The following is a 15,093-nucleotide window of genomic DNA, read 5'->3' on the forward strand; positions in this document are numbered from 1 at the left end:
CGGGGTGGGCTGAGCTGGGCTTGGGGTTGAGTCCTGTGTGGCTGGGCGTTCCCCCCCCGGGGGATGGGGGTTCCGTGGCCGGGGGTGGGCCATTGGCCGGGGGTGGGCCGTTGGCCGGAGGCGGTCCGTGGACGAGCGGTCGGTGGTTCCGTGACCAGCAGCGGGGCCCGCGGGCCCCCCCGGGGGGGCAGGAGCGGTGGGCCTGTGGCCGACGGTGTGGCCGGGGGCGGTGATTCGGCGGCCGGGGTGGGCCCGTGACCGGCCGTGACCGAGCGGCCGGTAGGTCCATGGCCGACGGTGAGCCCGTGAGCGGGGGGGCCGGGCGGCCGGTGGCTCCATGGCCGGGAGTGAGCCCGTGGGCTACGGGGGGGGCGGGGGCGGCGGGCCTGTGACCGACGGGGGCCGGGGCGGTGGTTCCGGCGCCGGGGGTGAGCCCGTGACCGGCCGAGGCCGGGCGGCCGGTGGCTCCGCGACCGGAGGTGACCCGTGGGCCCCGGGGGTCAGGGGCGGCGGGATCTGGCGGCGCGGGCGATGGTCACCACGGCCTTCTCCAGCGCGTACTCGGGGTCGTCGCCACCGCCCTTGACGCCCGCGTCGGCCGCGGCGATCGCGGCGATCGCGACGGCCACGCCGTCCGGGGTCCAGCCGCGCATCTGCTGCCGGACCCGGTCGATCTTCCAGGGCGGCATGCCCAGCTCACGGGCCAGATCGGCCGGACGCCCGCCCCGCGCGGAGGACAGCTTGCCGATGGCCCGCACCCCCTGCGCGAGCGCGCTCGTGATCATGACGGGGGCGACCCCGGTCGACAGGGACCAACGCAACGCCTCGAGCGCCTCAGCCGCCCGCCCCTCCACGGCCCGGTCCGCCACCGTGAAGCTCGACGCCTCGGCCCGGCCGGTGTAGTACCGCCCGACAACCGCCTCGTCGATCGTCCCCTCGACGTCCGCCACGAGCTGCGAGACCGCGGAGGCCAGCTCCCGCAGGTCGCTGCCGATCGCGTCGACGAGGGCCTGGCACGCCTCGGGCGTGGCGGAACGCCCCGTCACACGGAACTCCGACCGCACGAACGACAGCCGGTCCGCGGGCTTGGTCATCTTCGGGCAGGCTACCTCCCGCGCCCCCGCCTTGCGGGCCGCGTCGAGCAACCCCTTGCCCTTGGCGCCGCCCGCGTGCAGCAGCACGAGGGTGATCTCCTCGGCGGGCGCCCCCAGATACGCCTTCACGTCCTTGATCGTGTCCGCCGACAGATCCTGCGCGTTCCGCACGACGACGACCTTGCGCTCGGCGAAGAGCGAGGGGCTGGTGAGCTCGGCGAGCGTGCCGGGCTGCAACTGGTCCGAGCTGAGGTCGCGCACGTCCGTGTCCGCGTCGGCGGCACGGGCGGCCGCCACCACCTGCTGCACGGCACGGTCGAGGAGCAGTTCCTCCTGCCCCACGGCGAGCGTGAGGGGAGCGAGCGGATCGTCGTTAGCTGTCTTCCTGGCCATCGCGGTCAAGCATCCCACGCGGCACTGACAGTCCACCCCGCACGGCGGGCTCCCCGGCCGGGAGCCGGGAGCGGGGGGCCGGCAGCGGGAGGCCGGGAGCCGGTGCCGTGCCGCCCGGCCCGTATCGGAGAATGGGGGCGTGAGCGACGTACGACATGTCCTGGTGCTGCCCGACCGCGATGCCGCGGAGGAAGTGGCCGAAGAGCTTCCGGACCGCTTCGGCGTCTCCGAGGAACCCCAGCTCGTACGCGACGCCCTGGCCGGCGAGGACGACGCCGAGGACGCCCAGTGGCTGGTCGTGGTCGAGGACCCGGAGTCCCGCCTCGACCGCACGGCCCTGGACGACCTGGCCGCGGAACACGAGGGCTGGCTGGAGGCCCCGTAGCCCCGATGGTCCCGCCCGGCGGGGCCACGCACCTCCGCCGCGTCAGCCCTTGGGGATGACCTGGATGTCGAGATCGACCTGGATGCTGTGGCCGACGGCCGCGATGCCGCGCGCGAGCATCGTCTGCCAGGTGATCGTGAAGTCGTCGCGGTGCAGCTCGGTGGAGGCACGGCAGGCCACGCGGGTCTCCCCTTCGAGCCCCTGCCCGATGCCGAGGTACTCGGCGTCGAGCGTCACCGTCCGCGTCACACCGTGCAACGTCAGCCCGCCGGATATCGCCCACCGGCTGCCGCCCTTGTGCACGAAGCGGTCGCTGTAGAACTCCATGGTCGGAAAGCGCGCCACGTCCAGGAAGTCCCCCGAGCGCAGGTGGTCGTCGCGCATCTTGACCGCGGTGTCGATGGACGCCGCGTCGATGACGACGTGCATCGCGGAGTCCTCCATGCGCTCGCCGAGGCGAATCACCCCCGCGAAGCTGTTGAACCGCCCGTGGATCCGGGCCAGCCCGATGTGCCGCGCGGAGAACCCGACCGAGGAGTGCTGCGGGTCGACCTCCCACTCGCCGGGCCTGGGGAGAACCGGCGGCTGGGCGACCTGCAACGTGACGTCACCCAGCGAGGCGTGCGCGTCCTCCCCCACCGTGACGCTCGCCCGGTACGGAGTGAACCCCTCCGCCGACACCGCGAGGCGGTACTCCCCCGCCGGCACCGTCGTGACGAACGACCCGAAGGGATCCGTCCCCCCGCCGACCACCTTGCGGCCCACGGCGTCGCTGACCACGAACTCCGCGTTCCGCACGGGCTCGTTCACAGGGTCGAGCACCCGGCAGCTGAGCGCCCCCGCGTTCGGCGGAACCGTGAACGCCGACAGAGCCCCCGCCCGCGCCACCCGATTCGTACGGTTCCCCAGCCGGTTCCCCAGCCAACGGCCGAACACTTACGACACACCCCCGCGTTCCCTCACGACACCACAGCAACTGCATTCCACAAACGGCAACGAAAGGGCATTCGATCACCGTTGCGGCATTCGGTGCAACACGAACCTACATCGCGCCAATTGCCGATGATGAGCTGTAGTGCCGCGCCTGAACCACTTTGGGCAGGTCAGCCCCCTGTTTCCGGCGGTAGCCCTACCGGAGGGCAGGCCTCCGGCATCGCGGCGCTCGGCGGCCCCGCACCCCGGCCGCGCTACGGCGGTCTCGTGGCCACCTCCAGCCGTGGCGCCGAGCCCCGCCCCGAAGCCAGCACCGCGATCGCGCCCTGGGTGTCCGTGCGCAGCACCTCCGCCCCCTCGGCCCGCAGCGCCGCCATCGTGACGGGTGCCGGATGGCCGTACGTGTTCTCGGCGCCACAAGAGATCAAGGCCAGCCTGGGCGCCGCCCTGCGCAGCAGCTCCGGGTCCTGGTCGGCCGAGCCGTGGTGGGCGACCTTCAGGACGTCCACGGACGTGAGCCACGCGGCAGCCGGGCTTCTCAGCAGGGCGCGCTGCGCGGGTGGTTCGAGATCGCCGAGCAGCAGCAGGCTCAGCCCGGCGGTCCGCACGAGCAGCGTGACGCTGGCGTCGTTCGGTCCCTCGGGCCGCACCCGCGGCTCGGCCTGCGGCCAGAGCACCCGCCACTCCAGGGCCCCCGCCCGCCGCCGCTCCCCCGCCGCGGCCCGAGTCATCCGCACCCCCTTCGCGGCCGCCTGCCTCCGGACGAACTCCGCCTGCTCCGAGGGTTCATCGAACCCGGTCGTCTGGATCGCCCCCACCTCACGCCCCCGCAACACCCCCGGCAGTCCCGCCACATGGTCCGCGTGAAAGTGCGTCAGCAGCACGAGCGGCACGCGCGTGACCCCGAGCGAGCGCAGGCAGCGGTCCACCGCCACGGGGTCCGGCCCGGCGTCGACGACCACCCCGGCGCCCTCACCCGCCGCGAGCACCAGGGCGTCGCCCTGACCCACGTCGCACATCACCATGCGCCAGCCCTGCGGCGGCCACCCCGCGATCACCCGGGTGAGGGGCGGTGGCTGGACGATGACCAGCAGGAGCAGCAGCGCACAGGCCGCCGCGAGCCACGGGTGCCGCGCGAGCCTGCGTCCGGCCAGGGCGACCACCACCGTGGCGAGCGCAAGGAGGAGCCCGCCGTGCCAGCCCCCGGGCCAGTCGACACCGCTGCCTGGCAGCGCCGCCCCCGTGCGCGCGATCTCCGCGATCCATCCGGTGGGCCAGGAAGCGCCCCACGCGAGCACCTTCGCGACCGGCATCGCCACCGGGGCCACCGCGAGCGCGGCGAACCCGAGGACGGTGGCGGGCGCCACGGCGAACTCCGCCAGGAGATTGCACGGCACCGCGACCAGACTCACCCGGGCGGCGAGCACGGCCACCACGGGTGCGCACACCGCCTGCGCCGCGGCAGCCGCGGCCAGCGCCTCCGCCGGCCGTGGCGGCACCCCGCGCTCGCGCAGCGCGGCTCCCCAGCGGGGCGCGAGGGTGAGCAGCGCGCCGGTGGCCAGGACGGACAGCAGGAAACCGTAGCTCCGGGCCAGCCAGGGGTCCCACAGGACAAGCAGCAGCACCGCGGCGGCCAACGCCGGGAGCAGCGATCTCCGCCGCCCGGTGGCGATGGCGAGGAGCGCGATCAGCCCGCAGGCCGCGGCCCGGAGCACACTCGGCTCCGGTCGGCAGACGATGACAAAGCCGAGGGTCAGCACCCCGCCCAGCAACGCCGTCGTCCGCAGCGACATGCCCAGCATCGGCGCAAGCCCCCGCCTCTCGGCCCGCTGCGCCATGCCCGGCGGCCCGATGAGCAGCGCGAGGACGATTGTCAGGTTCGCCCCGCTGACGGCCAGCAAGTGCGTGAGGTCGGTCGCCCGGAACGCCTCCTCCAACTCGGCGGGCACCCGCGAGGTGTCCCCGATCACGAGCCCCGGCACCAGCGCTCGGGCATCGGCCGGCAGTCCGCCCGTGGCCTCCCGCAGCCCTGCCCGCAGTTCACCGGCCAGGCGCTGCGCCGCGGAGGGCGGCCCGATCACGTGCGGCGCCCGCTCGCCCGACACCCGCAGCACCGCGGCGGCCCTGCCTCCCCGCGGCAGCGGCGGTGCCAGTCGCCCCTGCACCCGCAGCCGCGTCGACGGCAGCAGAGCGAGCCACGGCCGTGATCCGGCCTTCCGGACTTCGGGCTCCGTTCCTCCCCCTTCCGTATCTCGCCCGTCCGTATCTCGCCCTTCCGTTCCTCTCCCTTCCGTATCTCTCCCTTCCGGCTCTCGCCCTTCCATTCGCACGATGACCAGTACCGGAGTCCGCGTCACCGACTCCGATCCGTCGGCCTTCGTGACGCGCTGGACCTCGGCGTCCAGGACGACGGTGGGCGGCATCGCATGGGCGCTCGCCGTGCGTGGCCGGGTGCGACGGGGATCGGACGTGACCCGCAACTCCGCCTCGACCTGCGCGTACTCCCTCGCCGACGCGGGCACCGGGCCGCGCCGCAGGTCCGCCCCGTGCAGGGCCGCGGAGCCGGCCGATGCGGCGGTGCAGAGCAGCACGGCCGCCACCGTCAGCCGCCCCCAGATGTGGCGTGGCCCCCGCGGTCTCCCGCGCGCGGATGGGGCGGGTGACCACCCCCGCGTCATGGGTGACCGCTCTCCCGACGTTCGAGGTCGCCCCCGCGCCGTCCACGTCACCATCAGGGCTCCGGCCACCGCCACGCAGATCGCGACCGTCGTGACCGCCCATCGCGGTGGGGCGTCCAGCATCAGTGCCGCCGTCGCCCACGCCGCCAGCGCGGGCGGCACCAGGCGGAGGTCGACCGGCCCCTCCTGCCGGGGATGCGAGGCGCCCAGACGGTTGCCCGACGAGAGGTGGACCGCCGCGCGTGGCTCCCTGTCCCCGGTGCCCGGCCTCATGGCCGTACGAGATCCTGGAGGTCGGCGAACCGGCGGTCACCGATGCCGTTGACCTCGCGCAGTTCGTCGACCGAGCGGAAACCGCCGTGCTCCGTGCGGTAGTCGATGATGTGCTGTGCCAGGACCGGTCCGACGCCGGGCAGTTCGTCGAGCTGCGCGGCGCTCGCCGTGTTCAGCCCGACCGGCCCCGCGGTCGCCGCTCCGCCGACTCCGGCAGCCCCGCCGCTGCCCGCGCCCGACGCGCCAGGCGCGGCCGGTGCCGCAGGGGCCCCGACGACCACCTGTTCGCCGTCCAGCAGGACCCTCGCGCGGTTGAGCCCGCTCAGGTCGGCTCCGGGCCTTACCCCGCCGGCCGCCCGCAGGGCGTCGGCCACCCGGGAGCCCGCGGGCAACCGCTGCACCCCGGGGTCCCTGACCTTGCCGCTGACGTCCACGACGACCCGGTCACCCTGCGCACCGGCAGCCGCGACACCGCCGCCCGCGTTCGCGTCGCCCCCAGCCGGTGCGGAACCCGGTGAAGGAGCCGGGGCCGCGCCTCGCTCACGGGCACTGCTCGCCTCACCCACGACGTCCGGCGGCCGCACCGACTGCGTACGCCCCGCCCAGTAGTGCTGCGCCGCGAAGACCGCCGCGACGGCAAGGACCACGACCAGCGCGACGACGCCTCGCCGCTCCAGGCCGCACCGCGCCTGGAGCCACACCGGCAGCCGCTCCCGCACGGCGAGCCGTGCCCGCTCCCCCCGCGACGGCTCCCCGACCGCCTCGACCGTCTCGACCACCTGCCCACCGGAGCCGGGCCCCCGCTCGGCGCACCCTTCCGGCACACTTCGCTCCTCACGCGACTCGGCGGGCACGGCCTTCCACTCCCACTGGGGCCCGGCGTCACGCGACGCCGGTCCCGGCGCACGCGGCGCGCCCTCGCCCGGGCTGGCGGCCCGCCACCCCGGCGGCGGCTCCGATCCGGGAGGGCCCGGGAAGGGCTCGGGCAAGGGCTCGGGGAAGAGGTTCTCCGCGCGCAGCCGCACGGCCTCCACCGTGCCTCGCCTGCGGCGGGCCCTGCCACGGGCGTCCCGGCTCCGCGCACGACCGTCGGACGCACGGCCGTCGGACGCGGGGCCGCGCCCGGGGCCACTCGTCGCGGAAGGCCTCCGGGGCGTCCCGACAGCGGAGGGCACAGGTGACGTCCGGGCGGAGGAGGACACGTGCGGTGTCCGGGCGGCGGACGATCCGTAAGGCGTCCCAGTCGCGGAAGGCGCATGTGACGTCCGGGCCGCGAAGGGCATGGGGGCCGCCTGGGCCTGGGAAGGCACCGGCAGAGTCCGAGCCTCGGCGGGCGCACGCAGCGTCCCGGCCTCGGAAGGCACGTGCGGCGTCCGGTCCTCGGAAAGCCGGCTGCCCGACGTCGGGGAAGAAGATCGAAGAGTCATGCCGACGACGTTAGGCACAATCGCCCGACCGCGATGATCTTGGTCAAAACCCGTGGATCACCCGCCAGTTGTGGATAACTCCGTCACCCGCACGAGGGAATTCTTCGCCTAGCGAGGCGAGACCACAGCACCCAGCAACCCCGGCCCCGTATGCGCGCCGATCACCGCGCCCACCTCACTGACGTGCAGCTCCGCGAGGCCCGGCACCCGCTCGCGGAGGCGGTCCGCCAGGGTCGACGCGCGGTCCGGAGCCGACAGGTGGTGGACCGCGATGTCGACCCGGCCGGTGCCCGCGCGCTCCACGACGATCTCTTCGAGGCGGGCGATGGCCTTCGACGCCGTCCGGACCTTCTCCAGCATGTCGATGCGGCCGTCGTCCAGCTTCAGCAGCGGCTTCACGGCCAGGGCCGAGCCGAGGAGCGCCTGGGCGGCGCCGATGCGGCCGCCCCTGCGCAGATAGTCGAGGGTGTCGACGTAGAAGTAGGCGGACGTGCCCGCGGCGCGCTTCTCGGCCGCCGCCACCGCTTCCTCGGCCGAGTAGCCCGCGTCGGCGGCCTCCGCCGCCGAGAGGGCGCAGAAGCCGAGGGCCATCGCGACCATGCCGGTGTCTACGACGCGCACCGGCACCGGGGCGTCCTTCGCCGCGAGGAGCGCCGCGTCGTACGTACCGGAGAACTCGGCGGACAGGTGGAGCGAGACGATGGCCTCGGCACCCGCCTCGGCGACCTTCCGGTACGTCTCCGCGAAGACCTCTGGGCTGGGCCGGGACGTCGTCACCGGCTTCCGCTTCTGCAGGGCCTGGGCGAGGGAGCGGGCCGAGATCTCGGTGCCCTCCTCGAACGCCTGACTGCCCAGGACCACCGTCAGGGGCACCGATGTGATGCCGTGCCGGTCCATCGTCCGCTGCGGCAGATAGGCCGTTGAATCCGTGACGATCGCGACATGGCGGGACATGAGCTGGAGGTTACCCGTCTGACCGGCGGGACGGCAGTCCGGCCCCCGCTCGTCCTGCTCCGGGGAGACGCGCTGTGTCACGGGCGGCTCAGGTCGTGCTCTCGGGCTTGGCCTTCTTCTCCCACGGATAGGTGACCGGCGGCTTCGGCGGGTTGATCGCGGGCCGCTGCGGCTCCTGAGCCGCCGGGCCGGACGCGGCGGACGCATCGGGCCTGGTCTGCTCGGAGCCCTTGGCGGGCGCCGCGGGCTCGGGCCACGCCGGAGGCGGCTGGTCCGGCGCGGGCTCCTTCGCCCAGTGCCGCAGGGCGCCCGTCTCCAGGTCGATCTGGTTGCTCAGCGACTCCAGGTCGTCGTCGGCGAACCGGCGGGCGCGGTCACGTGCCACCCACCGCAGCGAGTCCGCGGCCTTCGTGATCTGCTCGGTGCGCTCCCGCAGCCCCGGGAGGCGCTCGGCGAGGGCCGCCTTGTCGGGGTCCCGCTCCAGGCGCCGCAGTTCCTCGTCCAGCTCGTGCCCGTGGGCGCTCAGCCGATCGAAGAGCGCGAGGGACTCCTTCAGCGAATGGTCCTCGACCGCGCCCGCCCGCAGCACGTCCTGCGTGGCCCGCATCGAGGTGCGCAACGACAGACGCAGCTGTGCCAGTTGGGCGGCGCTGCCGACCTGCGCGAAGCTCCTCGCCCGCAGCGTGGTGTCCTCCACCGTCCTGCGGGCCTCCGAGATGGTGCGGTCGACTCCCCGCTTGGCCGCTTTGGCGACCTTCACCGTCGCGTAGATACCCGCCACCAGGAACAGCACGACGAGCAACGCCACGATTGCGCCCACGGCTTCCATGACGCCCCTCTCCGATTCGCGTCCGCTCCTGCGACCGTCCTCCCACCGTAAACGGAGAAGGCAGGCCAGAGGTTCCAGTGGAACCCCCAACCTGCCCGTAGGGGATCACCCCTATGCCACCCCGGCGCGGGGTGTCTCCGGCCGGCGACTAGGCCGGGACGATGTTCACCAGCTTCGGCGCCCGGACGATGACCTTGCGGATGCCGGCGCCGTCCAGCGCGGCGACGACCCGGTCGTCGGCCAGGGCCACCTTTTCCAGCTCTTCGTCGGAGATGGCGGGAGAGACCTCCAGACGCGCCTTGACCTTGCCCTTGATCTGCACGACGCAGGTCACGGACTCGTCCACGACGTACGCCGGGTCGGCGACGGGGAAGTCCTGGTGGACGACCGAGTCGGTGTGGCCCAGCTTGCGCCACAGCTCCTCGGCGATGTGCGGGGCCAGCGGCGCGATCAGCAGCACCAGGCGCTCGGCGACCGAGCGCGGCACCGGTCCCGCGGCCTTGGTCAGGTGGTTGTTCAGCTCGGTGATCTTGGCGATGGCAGTGTTGAACCGCATGCCGTCCAGGTCCTGGCGCACGCCGTCGATCGCCTTGTGCAGGGCGCGCAGGGTGACCTCGTCGATATCGCCCTCGGCGACGTCCGCGACGGTGACCTCACCGGTCGACTCGTCGACGATCAGACGCCACAGCCGCTGCAGCAGGCGGTACTGGCCGACGACCGCGCGGGTGTCCCAGGGGCGGGAGACGTCCAGGGGGCCCATCGCCATCTCGTACAGGCGCAGGGTGTCCGCGCCGTACTCGTCGCAGATCTCGTCCGGGGTGACGGCGTTCTTCAGGGACTTGCCCATCTTGCCCAGCTCGCGCTTGACCTGCTCGCCCTCGAAGAAGAACGCGCCGTCGCGCTCCTCGACCTCGGTCGCGGGCACCGGGAAGCCGCGGCTGTCCCGGTAGACGTACGCCTGGATCATCCCCTGGTTGTACAGCTTGTGGAACGGCTCGGCCGACGAGATGTGCCCCAGGTCGAACAGGACCTTGGACCAGAAGCGCGCGTACAGCAGGTGCAGGACGGCGTGCTCGGCGCCGCCCACGTACAGGTCGACGCCGCCGGTCGGCTGTCCCTCGCGCGGGCCCATCCAGTACTGCTCGACGGCCGGGTCGACCAGGCGCTCGTCGTTGTGGGGGTCCAGGTAGCGCAGCTCGTACCAGCAGGAACCGGCCCAGTTGGGCATGGTGTTGGTCTCGCGGCGGTACTTCTTGGGGCCGTCACCCAGGTCCAGCGTGACGTTGACCCAGTCCTCGTTGCGGGACAGCGGCGTCTCCGGGGAGGTGTCCGCGTCGTCCGGGTCGAAGGTGCGCGGGGAGTAGTCGTCGACCTCCGGCAGCTCCAGGGGCAGCATGGACTCGGGCAGCGAGTGGGCGACGCCGTCCTCGTCGTAGACGATCGGGAAGGGCTCGCCCCAGTAGCGCTGGCGGCTGAACAGCCAGTCGCGCAGGCGGAAGTTGACGGTGCCCTCGCCGATGCCGCGCATGGCCAGCCAGCCGGTGATGCGGGCCTTGCCCCCGGTGACGTCCAGGCCGTCCAGGGAGATCTCCTGGTTCGCGGAGTTGATCAGCTTCGCCTCGTAGGAGGAGAAGGCGTCGTCCCACGTGGCGGTGTCGGTGCCGCGGCCGTCCGACGGCTCGACCACGCAGCGCATCGGCAGGCCGAACGCGCGCGCGAAGGCGAAGTCGCGGCTGTCGTGGGCGGGGACGGCCATGATCGCGCCGGTGCCGTAGCCCATCAGCACGTAGTCGGCGATGAAGACCGGGACCTGCTCGCCGCTGACCGGGTTGGTGGCGTAGACGCCGGTGAAGACGCCGGTCTTCTCCTTGGCGTCGGCCTGGCGCTCGACGTCGGACTTGGCGGCGGCGCTCGCGCGGTACGCGGTGACGGCGTCGGCGGGCGTGGCGTGGCCGCCGGTCCAAAGCTCGTGGGTGCCCTGGGGCCAGGCGGCGGGCAGGACCTTGTCGACCAGTTCGTGCTCGGGCGCCAGGACCATGTAGGTGGCGCCGAACAGGGTGTCCTGGCGGGTGGTGAAGACGGTGATGGCCTGGCCATCGGCGCCCACGGGGAAGTTCACGCGGGCGCCTTCGGAGCGGCCGATCCAGTTGCGCTGCTGCAGCTTGATGGCCTCGGGCCAGTCCAGCGCGTCCAGGTCGTCCAGCAGCCGGTCGGCGTAGGCGGTGATGCGCATGTTCCACTGGCGCAGCTTGGCCTTGAAGACGGGGAAGTTGCCGCGCTCGGAGCGGCCGTCGGCGGTGACCTCCTCGTTGGCCAGGACGGTGCCCAGGCCGGGGCACCAGTTGACGGGCGCGTCGGAGGCGTAGGCCAGGCGGTACTCGCCCAGGATCTCCGCGCGCTCCGCGGCGTCCAGCTCGCTCCACGCGCGCGTGGTGCCCGGCACGGGACGCTCACCGCTCGCGAACTGCGCGACCAGGTCGGCGATCGGGCGGGCCTTCTTGGCGTCGGCGTCGTACCAGGAGTTAAAGATCTGGACGAAGATCCACTGGGTCCACTTGTAGTACTCGGGGTCGATCGAAGCGAACGAGCGCCTCTTGTCGTGACCCAGGCCCAGCGCGCGCAGTTGCGCCTTCATGTTCGCGATATTGGCCTCGGTGGAGACCCGCGGGTGGGTGCCCGTCTGCACGGCGTACTGCTCGGCGGGCAGGCCGAAGGCGTCGAAGCCCAGGGTGTGCAGGACGTTGTGCCCGGTCATGCGCTGGAAGCGGGCGAAGACGTCCGTGGCGATGTAGCCCAGCGGGTGGCCGACGTGCAGGCCCGCACCCGAGGGGTACGGGAACATGTCCATGATGAACTTCTTGGGCTTGCCGACCAGCGCGGCCTCCGCCTCGTCCCGCGCGGCCAAGTCACCGCTGGGGTTCGGCGCCTCGTAGGTGCCCTCGGCGTCCCAGAAGTCCTGCCAGCGTGCCTCGATCTCAGCGGCCAGGGCGGCCGTGTAGCGGTGCGGCGCGGCCACCTCGGAGGCGGCAGCAGAATTCGTCTCGCTCATGATCCTCAAAGCTCCATCGATCGTCTCTGCCTGCGGAATTGACCGTGCGGGTCAAATAAAAATGCCCCTCGCACAGGAGGGGACGCCGCGCCGATTCCGACCGCGGTTCACCGGCGGTCGGGACTGATCAGCGCGGCCCGCTAAGCAGAAGGCGTACGGCACGCATGGCGTCAGGGTACCGCAGCACCCGCGCGGCCCGCGACGAGCTTCCCGGCGGGGGCCGCGCGGGACCGCACCCTCACCCTTGGCCAAGGGTTACTCGGCGTACCGCCCACTATCGGGGCAACACCAAGAGGGGATAGCGCTTTGATAACGACGCAATAACTCAAACCTCGTACTCACCGGTATGGAGCGACTTAGCATGCGGCGGGAACCGAACATTTCGGAGCCGCCCCCATGAACCCTCTGCACCCTCATCGTCGGAGCCGTGTTCTCGCCGCCGGCGCCCTGCTCCTGATACCCCTGTTCGTCTTCGCGGGCAGCGACGGTTTCCGCGTCGCCCTCGACTTCACGACCGGCGTCCTGTGCCTGGTCTCCCTCACCGCGTCCGTGGTCTGGGGCCTGGTGGCCACCGACCGCCTCTTCCTCCGCTCGCGCCAGCGACTGCTCGCCCAGGCCGTCCACCGCGCCACCGCGGTCGCCTCGGTGGGCTTCCTGCTGCTGCACGGCACGGTCAAGATCGCGCTCGACCACGTGTCGCTCGTCGGCGCCCTGGTGCCCTTCGGGCTCGGTGTCGGCGGCAGCGCCGGGCTGATCGGCCTCGGCTCGCTCGCGGGCCTCCTCATGGTGGTCACGAGCGTCACCGGAGCCCTGCGGAGCGCCTTCGCCTCACCGGCGGGGATCGCGTCGCGCTGGCGGGCGCTGCACATGCTCGCCTACCCCGCCTGGTGCGCCGCCCTCGTGCACGGCCTGTACGCGGGACGCCAGCCGAGGCCCTGGGTGGTGGCGCTGTACTGCCTGTGTCTGATCGCGGTCACCGGAGCCGTCGCCCTGCGCGCCGCGCCGCCGCCGGCCAAGCGGAAGGTCGCCGCCCGCGTCCTGGCCCTGCTCGAACCGGGCGAGGCGCCGCGTCCCGCACATCGGCATCCCGCGCGGGACACCGTTTCCGCTCCGCTGCCGGGCACGGCCGCCGACGCCCAACCGGCCTCCGGCCCCGTGGTCGGCATCTCCGCGGCCTACCGCGCGCTCGCCGCCACACCACCCCTGCACCCGACGGGACCCCCACCCCGCGCAGAGCCCGCCGACCACTGGCCCACGCCGTCGCCGCCCCCACCCGTCGAGTCCCCCTACGTGGCGCCCCAGCCCACCTACGACACCGCGCCCCAGCCCGTGTACGACCCCTGCGATCCCGCCTACGACAGTGGCTCCGCCACCGAGCCGCTACCCGGGCCGTTCCAGGCCCCCAGCTCGGGTGAGCCATGGAACGCCGCCACCGGAGGCCACCCGTGAACGCGCCGCTGCCCGACGTCCCCGAGGTCCGCGTCGTCGGCCTCCCCCTGCTCACGTCAGGCTTCGACCTGGTCGAACGCCTCGGTCTGCCCATGCACCTGAAGGTGCACGGGCCCCTCGAACCGATGGCGGGCGAGGCGCTGGCCGGACTCGCCGAGCAGATCGAGCTGCGCGGCAGGGGCGGCGCGGGCTTCCCCTTCGCGCGCAAGCTGCGCTCCGTCGCGGAGGCGGCGATACGTCGCGGCGTACGCCCCGTGGTCGTCGTCAACGGCAGCGAGGACGAGCCGGCCTGCCGCAAGGACACCGTCCTGCTCAACCGCGCCCCGCACCTCGTCCTGGACGGCGCCCTGCTCGCCGCCGAGGCCCTCGGCGCCCGCACGCTCGTCATCGGCGTGACCCGCGACTCGACCGAGGCCTCGATGCGCACCGCCCTCGCCGAGCGCGGCCTCGGCAACCGCCGCGGCGCCGCCCTACGCGCGCGTGTCCAGCGCAATCCGGTGCGCATGGTCACCGGGGAGTCCTCCGCGCTGGTCCGCTCCGCCGACGGCGGGCCCCCGCTGCCGCCGGGCCGCAAGGCGCGCACCTCCGACTCCGGAGTGGGCGGGGCCCCCACGCTGCTCTCGAACGCCGAGACGTTCGCCCAGCTCGCCGTCGCCGCGCGAATCGGCGCGGACCGCTACTGCCGCACCGGCCTGCGCGACGAGCCCGGCACGGTCCTGCTGACCCTCTCCGGAGCGGTGGCGCGGCCGATGGTCGTCGAGGTGCCCACCGGCGTGCCGCTGCTGTACGTCCTCCAGCTCGCCGGCGCCCCCGCGCTGCCCCAGGGCGTCCTCACGGGCGGCTACCACGGCAAGTGGCTCGACAGCGTCGCCGCGCACGAGGCGGTCGTCTCCCGGGCCGCCCTGGACGCCTGTGGGGGCGCGCTCGGAGCGGGGGCGATCCTGCCGATCGGCGAGTCCACCTGCCCGCTGGGCGAGTCGTTGCGCGTCGCGCGCTGGCTGGCCGGGGAGAGCGCGGGTCAGTGCGGGCCCTGCCATCTCGGCCTGCCCGCGGCGGCGCGCGGCCTCGCGGACGTCCTCGACGGCGGCGGCCCGACCGCCCTGGAGGCGCTGCGCGAGGTGACCAGGGCCGTGAAGCGACGCGGCGCCTGCAAGCATCCGGACGGCACGGCCGCCTTCCTGGAGTCGACGATCGCGGCGTTCACCGACGACCTGGCGGCGCACGTCCTCGGCGGCGGCTGCGGCCGCCCCGTGCTGGGTGTCCTGCCCCTCCAGGCGGAGACCCCCCGGGGTGAGGCGCCCAGCGGCCGCAGGCTGGCCGTCGACTGGACGCTCTGCCAGGGCCACGGGCTCTGCGCGGACATCGTCCCCGAGCTGCTCCAGCTCGGCCCCGACGGCTTCCCCTCGGTGGCGGAGGCCGCCGTGCCGCGCTACTCCGAAGCGCGTGCCGCGCGCGCGGTGCGGTGCTGCCCCGCGCTGGCCCTGCGCATCGAGGAGGACCCGAAGGCGGCATCGAAGCAGCGTCCCGCGCTGCCCGCCGCGCTGCCGCCCGGCCGGGGGCGCAGGGCACTCGGCAGCGGAAGGCAGTGACCAGCGGGGCCACCGCCCATGAGAGACGGCGACAAAGAAG

At 73.6% G+C, this 15,093-nt stretch carries 10 protein-coding genes; 3 read left to right on the forward strand and 7 right to left on the reverse strand.

Annotated elements, in window-relative coordinates; genetic code table 11:
• Window positions 1-500: 500 nt before the first annotated feature.
• A complete protein-coding gene (holA, locus tag DCW30_RS04620; RefSeq protein ID WP_062773793.1) occupies window positions 501-1,487 on the reverse strand; it encodes a DNA polymerase III subunit delta in 987 nt (328 codons plus the stop codon).
• 139 nt (window positions 1,488-1,626) lie between these two features.
• Between holA and DCW30_RS04625 the strand changes: the two genes are divergently transcribed.
• Window positions 1,627-1,872 carry a hypothetical protein gene (locus DCW30_RS04625; RefSeq protein ID WP_062773794.1) on the forward strand — a complete coding sequence of 82 codons (246 nt, stop codon included), beginning with the start codon at window positions 1,627-1,629 and terminating at the stop codon, window positions 1,870-1,872.
• A 42-nt stretch (window positions 1,873-1,914) separates the two neighbouring features.
• Here DCW30_RS04625 and DCW30_RS04630 read toward each other — a convergent pair whose 3' ends face one another.
• The 6 genes from DCW30_RS04630 to leuS form a co-directional block, all read right to left on the reverse strand.
• Window positions 1,915-2,808: a YceI family protein gene (locus DCW30_RS04630; protein WP_076686428.1), complete on the reverse strand. Its 894-nt coding sequence runs from the start codon at window positions 2,806-2,808 to the stop codon at window positions 1,915-1,917.
• 251 nt (window positions 2,809-3,059) lie between these two features.
• Entirely contained in the window at window positions 3,060-5,756 is a 2,697-nt protein-coding gene (locus DCW30_RS04635; RefSeq protein ID WP_076686426.1) for a ComEC/Rec2 family competence protein, read from the reverse strand.
• Window positions 5,753-6,931, reverse strand: a complete 1,179-nt coding sequence (locus tag DCW30_RS04640) for a ComEA family DNA-binding protein (protein ID WP_076686424.1) — start codon at window positions 6,929-6,931, stop codon at window positions 5,753-5,755. Before DCW30_RS04640 ends, DCW30_RS04635 begins: the two co-directional genes overlap by 4 nt.
• A 360-nt stretch (window positions 6,932-7,291) precedes the next feature.
• Window positions 7,292-8,137: a DegV family protein gene (locus DCW30_RS04645; RefSeq protein ID WP_076689337.1), complete on the reverse strand. Its 846-nt coding sequence runs from the start codon at window positions 8,135-8,137 to the stop codon at window positions 7,292-7,294.
• Window positions 8,138-8,225: 88 nt separating this feature from the next.
• Window positions 8,226-8,966 (reverse strand): hypothetical protein, encoded by a 741-nt coding sequence (locus DCW30_RS04650; protein ID WP_076686422.1) that lies wholly within the window; start codon window positions 8,964-8,966, stop codon window positions 8,226-8,228.
• 148 nt (window positions 8,967-9,114) lie between these two features.
• On the reverse strand, window positions 9,115-12,015 hold the full coding sequence (gene leuS / locus DCW30_RS04655) for a leucine--tRNA ligase (protein ID WP_076686420.1): 2,901 nt from the start codon (window positions 12,013-12,015) through the stop codon (window positions 9,115-9,117).
• Window positions 12,016-12,411: 396 nt separating this feature from the next.
• Here leuS and DCW30_RS37885 point away from each other — a divergent pair, with 396 nt between their 5' ends.
• Entirely contained in the window at window positions 12,412-13,464 is a 1,053-nt protein-coding gene (locus DCW30_RS37885; protein ID WP_076686418.1) for a ferric reductase-like transmembrane domain-containing protein, read from the forward strand.
• On the forward strand, window positions 13,461-15,053 hold the full coding sequence (locus DCW30_RS04665) for an NADH-quinone oxidoreductase subunit NuoF family protein (protein ID WP_076686416.1): 1,593 nt from the start codon (window positions 13,461-13,463) through the stop codon (window positions 15,051-15,053). Before DCW30_RS37885 ends, DCW30_RS04665 begins: the two co-directional genes overlap by 4 nt.
• Window positions 15,054-15,093: the final 40 nt, after the last annotated feature.

Source organism: Streptomyces alfalfae (assembly GCF_004127445.1).
GTDB classification, from domain to species: Bacteria; Actinomycetota; Actinomycetes; order Streptomycetales; family Streptomycetaceae; genus Streptomyces; species Streptomyces alfalfae.

Excerpts from the sequence above, each read along its gene's own strand:
- leuS (WP_076686420.1), bottom strand. The coding sequence starts at position 12,015 with ATGAGCGAGACGAATTCTGCTGCCGCCTCCGAGGTGGCCGCGCCGCAC.
- DCW30_RS04645 (WP_076689337.1), bottom strand. The coding sequence starts at position 8,137 with ATGTCCCGCCATGTCGCGATCGTCACGGATTCAACGGCCTATCTGCCG.
- holA (WP_062773793.1), bottom strand. The coding sequence starts at position 1,487 with ATGGCCAGGAAGACAGCTAACGACGATCCGCTCGCTCCCCTCACGCTC.
- DCW30_RS04650 (WP_076686422.1), bottom strand. The coding sequence starts at position 8,966 with ATGGAAGCCGTGGGCGCAATCGTGGCGTTGCTCGTCGTGCTGTTCCTG.
- DCW30_RS37885 (WP_076686418.1), top strand. The coding sequence starts at position 12,412 with ATGAACCCTCTGCACCCTCATCGTCGGAGCCGTGTTCTCGCCGCCGGC.
- DCW30_RS04635 (WP_076686426.1), bottom strand. The coding sequence starts at position 5,756 with ATGAGGCCGGGCACCGGGGACAGGGAGCCACGCGCGGCGGTCCACCTC.